The organism is Herbaspirillum sp. WTB6, assembly GCF_057457785.1.
In genome coordinates, this window is record NZ_CP176522.1 from 2646280 (window position 1) to 2661788 (window position 15509).

Sequence of the window (15509 nt, forward strand, 5' to 3'; positions counted from 1 at the left end):
TGATGAAACGCTTATTTGATTTTTTCGCTTCATTGTTTGGCCTGATACTTGCATCTATAGTGCTTGTACCCACTATGATCGCCGTGTGGCTTCAGGATTATCATTCGCCGTTTTACGTTGCTCCGCGTGTCGGTAAGAACGGACGCCAATTTCGCATGATCAAATTGCGGTCCATGACTGTCAATGCGGATAAAAGCGGAGTTGATTCCACTGGTGCCAATGATACGCGTATTACTGCTGTTGGGCATTTCATCCGGCGCTATAAGCTTGATGAATTAACGCAGTTATGGAATGTTCTTATTGGCGACATGAGCTTGGTTGGGCCGCGTCCGAATGTTAAAAGAGAAACTGATTTATATACACCGCTTGAAAAAGAGCTTTTGTCGGTAAAACCAGGGATTACCGATTTTTCTTCGATCGTTTTTTCAGACGAGGGTGAAATTCTGAAAGACAAGGCGGATCCGGATATTGCGTATAATCAACTGATTCGCCCCTGGAAAGGATGGCTTGGTCTTTTTTATGTTCGGAATACTTCCATATTGATAGATATTAAAATTATATTTTTTACGATTGTCGCAATTGCGAATCGAGAGAAAGCATTGGTGGCGGTCAGTAAATTGCTATCTCAAATGGGTGCAGAGAAAAAATTGTGTCAAATCGCCCTTAGAAGGGACGTGCTGGTACCGACCCCTCCACCTGGATCCACTGAAATCGTAACCAGCCGAGACTCATAATAAATTATATATTTAATAAAGCCCCCGGTTGGTTTTATTAAATTGGGAAGGTTGCGTACCTATCCTGTTTTTCAATCGTGATTTTTCAGCAAATTGTTTTGTTGAAATATCATGGGCTGCATAAATATTGCTTGATTCCAATGGTCGTGTAGCTATGGCATGACGGGATATTGTTACACATCATGCATTTGGTTATTCATGGACGAGATATGCTAGTGTTGCCTGATAATTTTTTCATCGTGATACATGATGGGATCGTTTTTGGATAATCCAAACAGCCCAAGGCTAAAGTGGGTTTGAGGAACAAAGGGGAAAGTAATTGTTGGAATAGGGTATCTGGCAAATTTCGTAAGGCTGTTTACATGAGCTTCGGTGGGAGTCTCTAAAAGAACTAGCTCAAGCGGGCTCGGCAGTGCGATGTGTGCGGTCTGGAGGGGGCGCCGCAACCGCGTTTGATCAAGAGAAAATTTTAGCTCTTATAGCTTATTTTTTGATGATTCGCGGGCATTTCGAATTTCTACTTTGATTAAATGGTTCGTTCCGTCGATATTTGAAATTTTCTTGTTAATTATCAATAAACAGCGCTCAGGCTATCTTTGAGGGGCGAACAGGACGTGTCAAATGAAGTCTGACTGGATTAAATGAAATCATTCCTGAAACTGCCGCGCCTCTATAAGCAGTTGACCGCAGCGACGGTTGATCTGCTTATGCTGCCGCTGGTTTTTTATATGGCAATTTCGCTTCGTTACGACGGTGTGACGGCAGCGTTGTTCGCGCAGTATCTTTTGTTGATTATCGCTGCGCCCATTGTTTCGATCCCGATTTTCATTCGGCTCGGGCTGTACCGCGCCGTGGTTCGTTTCATAGATCAAAAGATTGTATACATCGTCTTCGTTGGGGTGACGCTCTCCGTGTTGGCGCTGGTTGTGTTAGCAGCGTTGACCAAGCAAATGATCGGTATGTCGCGCGGCGTATTCGGTATCTACTGGGCTGGCGCGATCATGTACATCATTGCCAGCCGTTTTGTCGCACGTGGCTATTTCTTGCGCGCGACTGCTGCCAGCGGCGCGGTACGGCTGGCAATTTATGGTGCCGGACAGGCGGGGATTCAACTGGTCAGTGCCTTGCGCAATGTGCGCGACTACGTGCCGGTCGCCTTTATCGACGATAAGCGGGAATTGCAAGGCGCGACGATTGGTGGCATCAAGGTTTATTCGCTGGATCGACTGCCCGCTTTGATCGAAAGGGAGAAGATCACGGAAATCCTGCTTGCTCTGCCGTCCCAGAGCAAGCAGCGACAAAAGCAGATTCTTGAAAAACTGGAGCCGCTCAAGCTCAAGATCAAAGTCACGCCTCCGATCGAGAGTCTGATCAATGGCGAATTGCGGCTGCAGGATGTACGGGATATCGAAATCGAAGACTTGCTGGGACGGGATGCGGTCACGCCGGATACGAAATTGCTCTCTACTTGCATTACTGGCAAGGCGGTGCTGGTCACTGGTGCCGGCGGGTCTATCGGGTCAGAACTGTGTCGCCAGATTATTGCATTGCGACCGACTCGAATTGTTTTGCTGGAAATGTCGGAATACGCGTTGTATTCGATTAAAAGTGAATTACTGCTGCTGCGTAGCGCCTTGGGTATTGAGGTAGAGGTGATACCCTTCCTCGGTTCGGTGTTGGAACACGAGAAATGCCTAAAAATATTGCGCACGTTCATGGTGGATACGGTATACCACGCGGCTGCCTATAAGCACGTGCCGCTGGTCGAGCATAACCCGATCGAGGGTATTCGCAATAACGTGTTTGGAACCTTAGGTATTGCGCAGGCGGCGCTGAGCGCCGGTGTGAAGGATTTTGTACTGATCTCGACCGACAAGGCGGTACGCCCGACCAATGTGATGGGCTCGACCAAGCGGCTGGCGGAGTTGATTTTGCAGGCATTTGCGCACCAGCAGGCGGCGACGCGTTTCTGCATGGTGCGCTTCGGCAATGTGTTGGGGTCGTCCGGTTCGGTGGTGCCCTTGTTTCGCAAGCAGATTATGGCCGGCGGCCCGATCACCGTGACGCACCCGGAGATCACGCGCTATTTCATGACGATTCCGGAGGCAGCGCAACTGGTCCTGCAGGCGGGAGGCATGGCGGAAGGTGGCGATGTATTTGTGCTGGATATGGGTGAGCCGGTCAGGATCGTGGATCTGGCGCGGCGCATGGTGCATCTGAGCGGGCTGGAGGTCAGGGGCGAGACGAAGGCCGATGACGGGATCGAAATCCAGTATGTGGGCTTGCGTCCGGGAGAGAAGCTTTATGAGGAACTGTTGATTGGGGAAGACGTGGAGGGAACTGCGCATCCATTGATCATGCGGGCGCAGGAGGTTGAAATACCCTGGGCCAGACTGCAGGAACTGTTGACGGAATTAAGGCTCGCCTGCGACCGCTTCGATTATGAGGGAGTCCGGGCGTTGCTGTTGCGCGCGGTTGCCGGCTATACGCCCCAATGCGATATCGAGGATTTTATCTGGCTGGCGCAGGGCAAGAAGACAAAATTGGCGGTAGTGCAAGCGGGGCCGATCGTGCACTGATGTCATCGAAGGCATGACGACAGTAATGTGGCGATGCTTGTGGTGTTTGCGAATGTTTCAATAATCTTTGGGAGCAGTAATGGACCTGTCAAAACTGTCAATTGCGGAACTGCATAATTTGCAGGAAAAAATCAAGCAAACCTTGAAGGAGCGCGAGCAAACCGAGCGCGCCCAAGCGCGCGCGCAGATTCTGGCCATCGCCCAAAAGGCCGGAATTTCGCTGAAGGATCTGATCGGTGCCGCGAAGCCGCGCAGCGGCAAGGGCAGCGTCGCGGTGCGTTACCGCCATCCGTCGAATCCCGCTTTGGAATGGACCGGGCGCGGGCGGCAGCCGAAGTGGATTCAGGAGTGGGTGGCCTCAGGGCAGTCGCTGGATGCCTTGCGCGTATAGTTGGCGTAGTCATTTTTTCCCGCCATTCTGTCATGCAGGCGGTAGGCGGGGAGCCAGTGCCATTCATTGTCCATTGATGATGCCGTTCTGACGGTGCGCTCAGTACAAGGCCACTGGGGGGCGAAGGCATGCATTCCCGCTGAAGGCCGCGGGAACGACAACACTGCGCCGCGCCGGAATACGCTGTAAATTCTGCATAATCAATCCTTCCAAGTGTATTTCCGAGGCGGGCCCCGACGCTCGCTCGATAATATTCACCGTCACTTCAGCATCCCATGACCCAACCACTGACTCTGACTCCCAGTATTTTTAAGGCCTATGACGTCCGCGGCGTGGTAGGCAAGACCCTGGACGCGGCAATTGCGCACCAGATTGGCCGGGCTTTTGGCACGGCGGCGCGCGCCAGGGGCGAGCAGGCCGTGGTCGTTGGCCGGGACGGCCGGCTCTCGGGGCCGGAATTGCTGGCGGCGCTGGCCGAGGGTTTGCAGGCGGCTGGCGTTGATGTGATTGACCTGGGCGTGGTGGCGACGCCGATGGTGTATTTCGCCACCAATGTGCTGGATGCACGCTCCGGTGTGATGGTCACCGGTAGCCACAACCCGCCGGATTACAACGGCTTCAAGATGGTGCTGGCGGGCGAGGCGATTTATGGCGAGGCGATTGCGGCGCTGTATCGGACCATCGTCGCCGGTGAGTTTGCCAGTGGCGCCGGCAGTTATCGCAAGCATGACATCAAGGATGCCTACCTGCAGCGCATCGCCGGCGGCGTCAAGCTGGCGCGGCCGATGAAGGTCGCGGTCGATTGCGGCAACGGCGTGGCCGGCGCGTTTGCCGGCGAGCTGTACCGCGCGTTGGGTTGCGCAGTGACCGAGCTGTTTTGCGAGGTCGATGGCACCTTTCCAAATCACCACCCGGACCCGGCGCATCCGGAAAACCTGCAGGACCTGATCGCCTGCCTGCGCCAGACGGATGCCGAAATCGGCCTCGCGTTTGACGGCGACGGCGATCGGCTCGGGGTGGTGACCAAGGACGGCCAGATTATCTACCCGGACCGGCAATTGATGCTGTTTGCGCAGGATGTGCTGACGCGCCATCCGGGGCAGCAGATCCTGTACGACGTCAAATGCACGCGCCACTTGGCGCCGTGGATCGAGGCGCATGGCGGCGTGCCGCTGATGTGGAAGACCGGCCATTCGTTGGTGAAAGCCAAGATGCGCGAAACCGGAGCGCCGCTCGGCGGTGAGATGAGCGGGCATGTATTTTTCAAGGACCGCTGGTATGGCTTTGATGACGGCCTGTATGCCGGCGCGCGCCTGCTGGAACTGGTAAGCCGGGTAGCCGATCCGGCGGCATTGCTGAATGCCTTGCCGCAATCGATCAGCACGCCGGAGTTGCAGTTGTGGCTGGGCGAGGGCGAGAATTTCGCCTTGATCGACGCGATGCAGCGCGAAGCGGTTTTCCCGGGTTCGGAGCAGGTGATCACGGTGGACGGCTTGCGGGTCGAATATGCAGAGGGCTTTGGGCTGATGCGCGCCTCGAATACCACACCGGTCGTGGTGTTGCGCTTCGAGGCCGAGACCCGGCAGGCGCTGGCGCGAATCCAGGCGGAATTCCGGCGTGTGATCCTGGCGGTCAGGGCCGACGCGGCGCTGCCGTTTTGAGCGCGCTGCGTCGAACCTTGCCGCAGCGGAGAGCGAGCGCTTGAAGATCCTGATCGTGCGTGTCTCGTCGCTGGGCGACGTGGTGCACAACATGCCAATGCTGGCCGACATCGCGCGCCACTGTCCCGCCGCACAGATCGACTGGGTGGTGGAAGAATCCTATGCCGACCTGGTGCGCCTGAATACCCATGTGCGCCACATCATCCCGATCGCCTTGCGGCGTTGGCGCCGCAGTTTGCTGTCGGCCGCCACACGCGCCGAAATGCGCGTGTTTTATCGGCGCTTGCGGCAGGAATCCTACGATTTCGTCTTCGACACCCAGGGCTTGCTGAAAACCGGCGTCGTGATGGGCCTGGCGCAGCTGGCCGCGGGCGGGCGTCGGGTCGGTCTGGCGAATGGCACCGAAGGTTCGGGCTATGAGCCCTTGTCGCGGCTGTTTCATGCGCACAGCGTGGCGGTTGGACGGCACACCCATGCGGTACAGCGTGGGCGCCTGGTGGCCGCCGTGGCGCTGGGGTACCAAGTCGACGACCGGGCCGATTTCAGCCTGCAGGCGCCGCCTGCCGCTTCCGGCGCGCCAGCCTGGCTGCCGCCGCGGCCGTATGCGGTTTTTTTTCACGCCAGCGCGCGCGCCGCCAAGCAATGGCCGGCGGCAGGCTGGTTGCGCATCGCGCAGTTGCTGGCCGCGCGCGGTCTACCGGTGCTGCTGCCGTGGGGCAGCCAAGCCGAACGGCAGGACGCCCAGCGCCTGGCGGCGCAGATGCCGAATGCGCAAGTGCTGCCACAGCTGTCGATGATGGAGGCGGTGACGCTGGCGCAGCGCGCGGCGCTGGTGATCGGCGTCGATACCGGGTTGACGCATATCGCGGCCGCGTACGAGCGTCCGACCATCGAGCTGTATTGCGATTCGCCGCGCTGGAAAACCGAGGGCAACTGGTCGCCGAACATCATCAATCTGGGCGATTGCGGGACGCCGCCCTCGGTGGAGGAGGTGGCGGCGGCGCTGGATGCGTTGTCGGAAATCGGGCTGCCAGCGGCCGGTGCAGGCTGCACTTGAAGAACGGTGCCATCGCCGGGGGAGTGGCGGCGACGACAAGCCTCTTGGTATCCACCGTAAGATACCTCAACAACCACCCTGGCTCGGCGCGGCATAATATCGCCTATGGAACAGCAAATCCTTGAAATTGAGTGTGCCGACTGGCAGGCCGTGCCGTCGAACCAGGAATGGATTAACGCGCTGGAGGCGGGCAAGGTGCTGTATTTTCCACATCTGGCGTTTGAGCTGTTGCCGGATGAGCGGCGTTTCCTGACACCGGCGGTGCACGACCCGAAGGCCCGCAACATCAGCCTGGACGAGCACGGCCACTTGAAAGGCGCGCGCGGCGATACCGCGCAGCTACTGGAATTGGCCATCATGATCGGGCGTTTTCGCACCCAGGCACAGGCCTTGATCCATGCGTTGTTGCCGCGCTATGCCGGCGCCTTGCGGCTGGCGCCCACCAGCTACCGCCCGGAGCAGGTGGAGACCCGGGCGCAGCATTGGCGCGCCGACGATCGACGGCTGCATGTCGATGCCTTCCCATCCCGGCCCGACCACGGCGAGCGCATCCTGCGCGTATTTGCCAACATCAACCCGAACGGCGTGCCGCGCGTGTGGCGCATCGGCGAGCCGTTCGAGGCGGTGGCGCGCCATTTCCTGCCGCGGGCGAAACCCTATGTGCGCTGGCAGGCGCGGCTGCTGTTCGCCTTGCATGTCACCAAGTCGCTGCGCAGCGAATATGATCACCTGATGCTGCAACTGCACGACGGCATGAAAGCCGATCTCGACTATCAGCAGGATGCCCGGCAGATCAGCATGCTGTTTCCGGCCGGCAGCGTCTGGGTCTGCTTTTCCGACCAGACTTCGCACGCGGCGATGTCGGGCCAATACCTGCTGGAACAGACGCTGCACCTGCCGGCCACGCAGCAATACGATCCATCCGCCAGCCCGCTGGCGATCCTGACCCGCCTTGTTGGCCGGCCCCTGATTTGAGCCGCCTTCTTTATTCCATTGCCTGGTGGCTGGCGTTGCCGCTGGCGCTGGCGCGGCTCTGGTGGCGCGGGCATGCCGAACCTGGCTATCGGCAACACGTGGCCGAGCGGCTCGGGTTTTATCCGCCGTTGACTGCCGGCGCGGCGCCGCTGATCTGGGTGCACGCGGTATCGGTCGGCGAAACGCGTGCCGCCCAGCCGCTGGTGGAAGCGCTGCTGGCGGCCTATCCGCGCCACAGCATCCTGCTGACGCACATGACCGCGACCGGCCGCGCCACCGGCGCCGCGCTGTTTGCGCGCCACGGCAAGCGCGTGTTGCAAAGCTGGCTGCCATACGATACCGGCTGGATGACCGGCCGCTTCCTCGCGCATTTTGCGCCGCGCCTGGGGCTGCTGATGGAAACCGAGGTGTGGCCGAACCTGGTGGCGCAATGCGCGCGCCACCAGGTGCCGCTGGCACTGGTCAATGCGCGCCTGTCGCCACGCTCGCTGGTCCGCGGGCAGCGCTTTTCCGACTTAGTTGGCGCTGCGGTGCGCAGCATTTCATGCGTTGCCGCCCAGACTGCCGCCGATGCCGAGCGCATCGTCCAGCTTGGCGCCCCCAACGTGCACGTCACTGGCAGCCTGAAATTCGATGTCGCGCCGCCGCCCGAGGCTGCCGCCCTGGGCGCGTCCTTGCGCCGGCAGATCGGCGCGCGTCCGGTACTGCTGTGCGCCAGCACGCGCGAGGGCGAGGAAGCGCTGATCCTGGCGGCCATGCGCACCTGCGAGTTGGGCGATGCGCTGCTGTTGCTGGTACCGCGCCATCCGCAGCGTTTCGAGCAGGTGGCGCAACTGGTGGCGGCCGAAGGGTTGCCGCTGGCGCGCCGTTCCACGTTAGGGGCGGAGGCCTTGCGGCCCGAGGTGCGGGTTCTGCTGGGCGACTCGATGGGGGAAATGTTTACCTACTATGCAGCGTCCGACCTCGCTTTCATCGGCGGCAGCCTGCTGCCGCTCGGCGGACAGAATCTGATCGAGGCTTGCGCGATGGGCAAGCCGGTATTAATCGGGCCGCATACCTTCAACTTCAGCGCGGTCAGCGAGGACGCGGTCGCGGCCGGGGCGGCGCTGCGGGTGGCCGATGCGGCGGCGCTGCTGGCCACCGGGCTGCGCCTGCTGCATGCCGATGCCGAGCGCGACGCAATGGGCCAGGCGGCGCAAGGATTTGCGTTGCAACACCGGGGCGCGACGCGACGGACCATGGCCTTGCTCAAGCCGTTGCTTCATTGAGGCAGGTACGGCAGGGCGCTGCCGGGTTCTATGCGTTGCAACATACTCTCAAAGCATGCGGCCATTTCCGATCTAAAAATGGTGTTCTAACAAATATACTCCTCGTTTTATGGTGGCGGTCGCAGTTATCTGTTGAGCGCCATCGGACATCGGAGTTAGTGGGGTCGGAGTTTTTTCGCAATGCTTCATCGCGAAAATTACTCAGACCCCAGTAACGGCCTACAGGGATGAGACTCCAAATCACGCGGGTTTTGAGGCCGCTCCGTCTGATCCGTGAAAGCAGGGTCAGAGTGTTACGCCATGAGGCCGGCGTAAAAAAACTCTGACCCTGGTTTCACTCCGCCTCGCTTGGCATTGGCCTGAAGTTCAACAGATAACTGCGACAGAGCCCAAAGCCGCGCCTGTCGGCGGCGCCATCAACTGCTGCCCCTTCCTGGTTCGTTCCCGCTAAAAACTGCGCGAATGAGAGGCGAAATGCAGCTCAAACAGATGCGGCCCCGCTATTGCACGCTGGCCGCCACCGTAGTTTCCTGCAAGCCGCCGCCCAGCGAGCGATACAGGTCGATCGCATTCGTCAGCCGCAGCAATCTGGCCTGCACCAGCGCCTGCTGCGCGCTAAACAGTTCGCGTTGCGCATCCAGCACGTCAAGCGAGCTGGCGACGCCGTTCTGGAAACGTAGTTCGGACAGCTTCAGGCGCTCCGCCTGCGCCCGTAAAAACTTGTCTTGGGCATCGATCTGCTCGTCGAACGTGGCGCGCGCCATCAGAGCGTCGGCGACTTCCCGAAACGCGGTTTGAATCGTCTTTTCGTAGTCGGCAACCGCCAGGTTCTTGCGTACCTCGGCCAGTTCCAGATTGCCGCGATTACGGCCAGCGTCGAAAATCGGCAGCAGCAATTGCGGCCCGAAGCTCCAGGCATGCGAATCGGCATCGAACAGGCCGGATAGCGCCGGGCTGGCGGTGCCGAGCGCGGCGGTCAGCGAAATGCGTGGAAAGAACGCCGCGCGGGCGGCGCCGATGTTGGCGTTGGCCGCGCGCAGCCGCTGCTCGGCGGCGCGGATGTCGGGGCGGCGCGTCAACAGCTCGGACGGCAGGCCGGCCGGGATATCGGTCACCAGGTTTTGCTCGCTCAGGGTCGGTGCCGCCGGCGCGGCGGCCAGCGGCGTGCCGACCAGGAGACTCAACGCGTTCTCGGCCTGCGCATGTTGCCGTGCCAGGGTGACGTAGGCTACGCGCGCCGATTGCACCAGGGTTTCGGAGAGGCGCAGATCAAGGGCGGAGGAGGCGCCGACCTCGAAGCGCTTTTGCGCCAGTTCGTAGGCGCTGCGCCGGCCGTCCAGCGTCTGCTGCGCCAGCGTCTGCTGCTCGGCCAGGGCGCGCTCAGCCAGATAGGCCTGGGCCACGGCGGCCACCAGGCTGATATGGGCGCTGCGCTGCGCTTCCTCGGTCGCTAGGTATTGCGCCAGCGCGGCGTCATTCAGGCTGCGTACGTGGCCGAAAAAATCCAGCTCGAACGCGGCCGGGTTGAACCCGACCTGGTAGCTGCTGGTGACAGAACTACGTCCGCTCGAAGACAGCGCGGCCGGCGTGCGGGCACGGGCGGCGGAAGCGCCGGCGTACACGGTCGGCAGCAAATCTGCCGACTGGATGTTGTATAGCGCGCGCGCTTCCTGGATGCGCAGGGCGGCGCTGCGCAAGTCGCGGTTGTTTTGCAGCGCGGTGGCAATCAGATCCTGCAAGCGCTGGTCGGGGAAGAACTGGCGCCAGCCGAGCGCGCTCGGATCGACCGCGTCCGGGTTGATCGGGGCGGCGGCAGCGGCGGGATAGGTTGCCGCTACCGGCGCCTCGGGGCGCACGAACTGCGGCGCCAGCGAACAGGCGCCAAGGACGCCCGCCGCCAGCATGGCAACGGCGATTCCTTTCGGTGAAAACCTAGACATTCTGCTCCTCCGGGCTTGCCTTGATATGCGATGCGTACATCTTGCGCTGCCTCTCGTTGCCCTTGAAGATGGACCGCACGACGACGAAGAAGACCGGCACGAAGAACACCGCCAGCACCGTGGCAGTGATCATGCCGCTCATCACGCCGGTACCGATCGCGCGCTGCGCGGCGGAACCGGCGCCGCTGGCTAGCACCAGCGGCAGCACGCCGAGGATGAAGGCCAGCGAAGTCATGATGATCGGTCTAAAGCGCATGTGGGCCGCCTCCAGCGTGGCTTCGATCAGGCCCTTGCCCTGCGCGTGCAAGTCCTTGGCGAATTCGATGATCAGGATTGCATTCTTGGCCGACAGGCCGATCACCGCGATCATCCCGACCTTGAAGTAAACGTCGTTCGGCATGCCGCGCAAGGTCACGCCCAGCAGCGAACCGAGTACGCCAAGCGGCACCACCAGCATTACCGCCACCGGAATCGAGGTGCTTTCATACAGTGCCGCCAGCACCAGGAACACCGCGATCAGGGATAGTGCATACAGCGCCGGCGCCTGGGCGCCCGAACTCTTCTCTTCCAGTGACTGGCCCGTCCATTCATAGCCGAAGCCCTCCGGCAGCTTGGCCACCAGCGCTTCCATTTCGGTCATGGCGTCGCCTGTGCTGTAGCCCGGAGCGGCGTTGCCGGAAATCTTCATCGCCGGATAGCCGTTATAGCGCACCATCTGCACCGCGCCCTTGGTCCACTGCGAACTGCTGAACGACGAGAAACGCACCATGTCGCCCTTTGCATTGCGCACATAGAGCCGTGCCAGGTCTTCCGGCTGCAGCCGCATTGGCGCGTCGGCCTGGACAATGACGCGCTGCTGCCGGCCCTGGTTCGGGAAGTCATTGACATAGGTCGAGCCGAGCGCGGTTGATAGCACGCTATTGATATCGGCAAACGATACGCCGAGCGCATTTGCCTTGTCGCGGTCGATATCCAGTTGCAGTTGCGGCGCATCCTCCAGTCCTTCCGGGCGCACGCCGGCCAGCACCTTGCTTTGCGCCGCAAAGCCGAGCAACTGGTTGCGCGCGGCGGTCAACGCGTCGTGCCCGAGGCCGGCGCGATCCTGCAGGCGGAAGGTGAAGCCGGTGGAGTTACCCAGCTCCCGGATCGGCGGCGGATTCAGCGGATAGATGATGGCATCCTTGACCTGCGAGAGGGCGGCGAAAGCCCTGGTGGCGATGGCATCGGCCGAATCTTCCTTGCCGCGTTGGCTCCATTCCTTCAACGGGATGAAGGCCAATGCGGCATTCTGGCCATTGCCGGAAAAGCTGAAGCCGGTGACCGCGACCACATGTGCCACTCCCGGCTGTTTCAGGTAGTAGTCCTCCACCTGCTTCACCACTTCCAGCGCCCGGCTCTGGCTGGCGCCCGGCGCCAACTGGATATTGGTGATGATGTTGCCCTGGTCTTCGCTGGGCAGGAAGGACGAGGGCAGGCGCACATACAACAAGCCGACCACCACCAGCACCAGTCCGTAGACCAGCATGGTGCGACCGGTTTTTTGCAGCAGGCGCGCCACCGTGCCCTGATAGCCGGCCGAGGTGCGGTTGAACTTGCGGTTGAACCAGCCATAGAAGCCTTTCCTTTCCAGGTGCGCGCCCTGCTTGATCGGTTTCAGGATGGTCGCCGCCAGCGCCGGCGTCAGCGAAAACGCCATCAGGATCGAGAACAGGATCGAGGCCACCATCGACAGCGTGAATTGCCGGTAAATGGCTCCCACTGCGCCGGCGAAGAAAGCCATCGGAATGAATACCGATACCAGCACCAGCGTGATGCCGACCAGTGCGCCGGAAATCTGGCCCATCGCCTTCCTGGTCGCATCGCGCGGCGATAGACCTTCCTCGCTCATGATGCGTTCGACGTTTTCGACTACCACGATGGCATCGTCGACCAGAATGCCGATCGCCAGCACCAGGCCGAACATGGTCAGCACGTTGATCGAAAATCCGAGCGCATACATGGTGGCGAAGGTGCCCATCAACGCCACCGGCACCACCACGGTCGGAATCAGCGTGTAGCGGATGTTTTGCAGGAACAGGAAGATCACTAGGAACACCAGCACGATCGCTTCCAGCAGCGTCTTGACCACCTCCTGGATCGAAATCTTGACGAATTCCGAGGTGTCGTAAGGCACCGTGTACTTGACGTTGGGCGGGAAATACTTCTGCAGTTCATCCATCTTGGCGTATACCGCGGTGGCGGTGCCAAGCGCATTGGCGGTCGGCGACAATTGCACGCCGATGGCGGAAATCGGCTTGCCATCGATGCGCGCCGCAGTGGCGTAAGCCTGCCCCCCCAGCTCGATTCGTGCCACATCGCGCAGTCGTACCACCGAGCCGTCCGGGTTGGCGCGCAACACGATCGCGCCGAACTGCTCGGGCGTCGACAACTGGCCGTTGACCACCACTGTAGCGGCGATCTGCTGGGTGGCCGGGCTGGGCAATTCGCCCAGCGTGCCGGAGGCGACCTGCGCGTTTTGCGAGCGGATCGCATTGCTGACGTCGGCCGGGGTCAGCCGGTAACCCATCAGCCGGGCCGGGTCGATCCAGATCCGCATCGCCCGTTCGCTGCCGAACAGCTGCGCCTGGCCGACGCCGGGGATGCGCTTGATTTCATTCAGCACGTTGCGCGACAGATAGTCGCCAAGCGCAATCGGATCCAGCCGGTTGTCTTCGGACGACAGGGTGATGAACAGCAGGAAGTTGCTGCGCGCCTTGTTGACCTGTACGCCTTGCTGCGTGACCGCCTGCGGCAGCCGCGACTCGACCCGCTTCAGGCGGTTCTGGACGTCGACCGCGGCCAGGTCCGGGTTGGTGTTGGTGGAAAACGTCAGCGTGATCTGGGCCTGGCCGTTGGCCTGGCTTTGCGACTCCATGTACTGCAGGCCGTCGGCGCCGTTCATCTCCTGTTCGATCAGGCTGGTGACGCTGTCTTCCAGGGTTTGCGCGGTGGCACCGGGATAGACCGCCGTGACCACGATGGTGGGCGGCGCGATGGTCGGGTATTGCGAAACCGGCAGCTTGGTGATTGATAGCGCGCCGGCCAGAATAATGAATAACGCAATCACCCACGCAAAAACCGGTCTATCGATAAAAAACTGTCCCATCTGCGGCCCCCTTATTGTGCCGCCGGTTTTTTATCCGCAGCCGCTTGCTCGCCGGCGGCATCCGCTGGCGCTTGCCCGACCGGCCCTTTCCAGGACACCGCCTTGACGGCGACGCCGGGCCGAACCTTCTGCAGGCCTTCAACGATGACCTGCTCGCCGGCTTTCAAGCCTTCACTGACGATCGAGGAATTGCCCTGTACCCGGTCGGCCTTGACCGTGCGTGCCGTCACCTTGCCGTCGCTGCCCACTACCATTACCGTCGAGCTGTCGGTTCCGCGCATCACCGCTTGCTGCGGCACCGTGAGCGCCTGTTCATCGATTGCCTGCTCGAGCCGCGCGCGTACATACATGCCGGGCAGCAGAAAACGGTCCGGATTGGGAAACTCGGCGCGCAGCGTGATCGCGCCCGAGCTTTCATCTACCGTCAAGTCGGAAAACAGCAGCTTGCCGGCATGCCCATAGAGCTGGCCGTCTTCGGTGACCAGTGTGACTTTCGCCTGGCCAGCGCCAGCTCTGGCCAGCTTGCCGGCTGCCAGTGCGCGCCGTAGTTGCAGCACTTCGGTGCTGGACTGGGTCAGGTTGACGTAGATCGGGTCGATCTGCTGGATGGTGGCCAACGGTGTCGCCTCGCCCTGTCCGACCAGCGCGCCCTCGGTAACTTGGGCGCGGCCGATGCGGCCCGCGATCGGCGCGGTGACGGTGGCGTAGCCCAGGTTCAGGCTTGCGGTCTGACGCGCCGCCCTGGCGGTTGCGAGATCGGCGGCCGCTTGTTTCTGTGCGGTCAGCGCATCATCGTATTCCTGCTTGCTGACCGCGTTCTGCTCGACCAGCGGTTTGTAGCGCTGCACTTTCAGGCTGGCCTGGGCCAGGTTCGCTTCAGCCTTGGCAACTGCGGCTTCGGTACTGGAAAACACCGCCTCGAACGGCGCCGGATCGATGCGGAACAGCACGTCGCCAGCCTTGACGTCGCTGCCTTCGCGGAATACCTGCTTTTGCACGATACCGGCGGCGCGCGCCCGCACCTGCGCGGTCCGGGTTGCTGCCAGCCGGCCCGGCAGTTCATTGATGACCGCCAGCCGTTGCGGCTCGACCGTGATGACCGCGACTTCCGGCGGCATACCGGCGCTCTGGGTTGGCGTCGTGGCCGTCTTGTTGCCGCAACCGGACACGGCAAACAGAGTCATCAGGGCCAGCGCGCAACCAGGCAGGAGTCGCGGAAAGACCCGGGTACGGCGAGTGTAATCAACTGGGCTCATGAATCTCTCATACGGTGATTGGGGAATGGCGCCAGCGCTCCGGACGGCTGTTGCCGATACGCATACAAAAGCGGTAAGCGCAAGAATAACGCAGGACGCACTGCTGCGTATAAATGAGATGCCGAAAAGCAAAAGAACTTTCGAAGAGTAGCCAGCATCATTTTCTTGAAACGCCGGCTAACGTCTTTCTTTTTCCGATTTCGCGTCGCCTTTGAAGGTTTTTTGGTGGAGCCGTGCCGATTGTCGCCCCAGCGGCGCCAAGGGCCTGACCAGTGGGTTCGCAGGAAAAGGACGGGAGAAGAAATAGTGTATGTGATATCTATCTTTTATGAAAAATCAATCTATGGGAACGATTGTCATTCCCGCATGGTAATTCGCGCAATGGGCTGAAAACCCGCGCCATTGCTTGCGATCTTGTGTTTCACCATGAATTTTTGGGCGCGTTGACTGGGTAAAACATGCGGGGTAGCGTTTGCCAAGGCTTGCTCGAATGAAATTCAATC

10 protein-coding genes are annotated in these 15509 nt (G+C 60.7%); 7 read left to right on the forward strand and 3 right to left on the reverse strand.

The window, feature by feature from the left end; genetic code table 11:
- The first annotated feature begins 2 nt into the window (after positions 1-2).
- The 7 genes from ACK2VC_RS12405 to waaA all read left to right on the forward strand — a co-directional run bounded on the left by ACK2VC_RS12405 (position 3) and on the right by waaA (position 8665).
- Positions 3-734: a sugar transferase gene (locus tag ACK2VC_RS12405; RefSeq protein WP_486730658.1), complete on the forward strand. Its 732-nt coding sequence runs from the start codon at positions 3-5 to the stop codon at positions 732-734.
- Between the two features lie 641 nt (positions 735-1375).
- Positions 1376-3313 carry a polysaccharide biosynthesis protein gene (locus ACK2VC_RS12410; RefSeq protein WP_486730659.1) on the forward strand — a complete coding sequence of 646 codons (1938 nt, stop codon included), beginning with the start codon at positions 1376-1378 and terminating at the stop codon, positions 3311-3313.
- A gap of 79 nt (positions 3314-3392) precedes the next feature.
- On the forward strand, positions 3393-3704 hold the full coding sequence (locus ACK2VC_RS12415) for an H-NS histone family protein (RefSeq protein ID WP_486730660.1): 312 nt from the start codon (positions 3393-3395) through the stop codon (positions 3702-3704).
- Positions 3705-3979: 275 nt separating this feature from the next.
- A complete protein-coding gene (locus ACK2VC_RS12420; RefSeq protein ID WP_486730661.1) occupies positions 3980-5365 on the forward strand; it encodes a phosphomannomutase/phosphoglucomutase in 1386 nt (461 codons plus the stop codon).
- 40 nt (positions 5366-5405) lie between these two features.
- The gene (waaC, locus tag ACK2VC_RS12425; protein ID WP_486730662.1) at positions 5406-6422 is read left to right on the forward strand and encodes a lipopolysaccharide heptosyltransferase I; all 1017 of its coding nucleotides are present in this window, start codon (positions 5406-5408) and stop codon (positions 6420-6422) included.
- Positions 6423-6527: 105 nt separating this feature from the next.
- Positions 6528-7397, forward strand: a complete 870-nt coding sequence (gene kdoO, locus ACK2VC_RS12430; protein WP_486730663.1) for a Kdo hydroxylase KdoO — start codon at positions 6528-6530, stop codon at positions 7395-7397.
- Positions 7394-8665, forward strand: a complete 1272-nt coding sequence (waaA, locus tag ACK2VC_RS12435; protein WP_486730665.1) for a lipid IV(A) 3-deoxy-D-manno-octulosonic acid transferase — start codon at positions 7394-7396, stop codon at positions 8663-8665. Before kdoO ends, waaA begins: the two co-directional genes overlap by 4 nt.
- Positions 8666-9165: 500 nt before the next feature.
- Here waaA and ACK2VC_RS12440 read toward each other — a convergent pair whose 3' ends face one another.
- The 3 genes from ACK2VC_RS12440 to ACK2VC_RS12450 are packed head-to-tail and all read right to left on the reverse strand — an operon-like array spanning position 9166 to position 15006.
- On the reverse strand, positions 9166-10605 hold the full coding sequence (locus ACK2VC_RS12440) for an efflux transporter outer membrane subunit (protein WP_486730666.1): 1440 nt from the start codon (positions 10603-10605) through the stop codon (positions 9166-9168).
- The gene (locus tag ACK2VC_RS12445; RefSeq protein ID WP_486730667.1) at positions 10598-13750 is read right to left on the reverse strand and encodes an efflux RND transporter permease subunit; all 3153 of its coding nucleotides are present in this window, start codon (positions 13748-13750) and stop codon (positions 10598-10600) included. The genes ACK2VC_RS12440 and ACK2VC_RS12445 overlap by 8 nt, the downstream gene beginning before the upstream one ends.
- 11 nt (positions 13751-13761) lie before the next feature.
- Positions 13762-15006 (reverse strand): efflux RND transporter periplasmic adaptor subunit, encoded by a 1245-nt coding sequence (locus ACK2VC_RS12450; RefSeq protein ID WP_486730668.1) that lies wholly within the window; start codon positions 15004-15006, stop codon positions 13762-13764.
- Between the last annotated feature and the right edge of the window lie 503 nt (positions 15007-15509).

Coding starts and splice junctions, on each gene's coding strand:
- ACK2VC_RS12405 (WP_486730658.1), top strand. CDS start 3: ATGAAACGCTTATTTGATTTTTTCGCTTCATTGTTTGGCCTGATACTT.
- ACK2VC_RS12445 (WP_486730667.1), bottom strand. CDS start 13,750: ATGGGACAGTTTTTTATCGATAGACCGGTTTTTGCGTGGGTGATTGCG.
- ACK2VC_RS12415 (WP_486730660.1), top strand. CDS start 3,393: ATGGACCTGTCAAAACTGTCAATTGCGGAACTGCATAATTTGCAGGAA.
- ACK2VC_RS12420 (WP_486730661.1), top strand. CDS start 3,980: ATGACCCAACCACTGACTCTGACTCCCAGTATTTTTAAGGCCTATGAC.
- ACK2VC_RS12440 (WP_486730666.1), bottom strand. CDS start 10,605: ATGTCTAGGTTTTCACCGAAAGGAATCGCCGTTGCCATGCTGGCGGCG.
- kdoO (WP_486730663.1), top strand. CDS start 6,528: ATGGAACAGCAAATCCTTGAAATTGAGTGTGCCGACTGGCAGGCCGTG.
- ACK2VC_RS12450 (WP_486730668.1), bottom strand. CDS start 15,006: ATGAGCCCAGTTGATTACACTCGCCGTACCCGGGTCTTTCCGCGACTC.
- ACK2VC_RS12410 (WP_486730659.1), top strand. CDS start 1,376: ATGAAATCATTCCTGAAACTGCCGCGCCTCTATAAGCAGTTGACCGCA.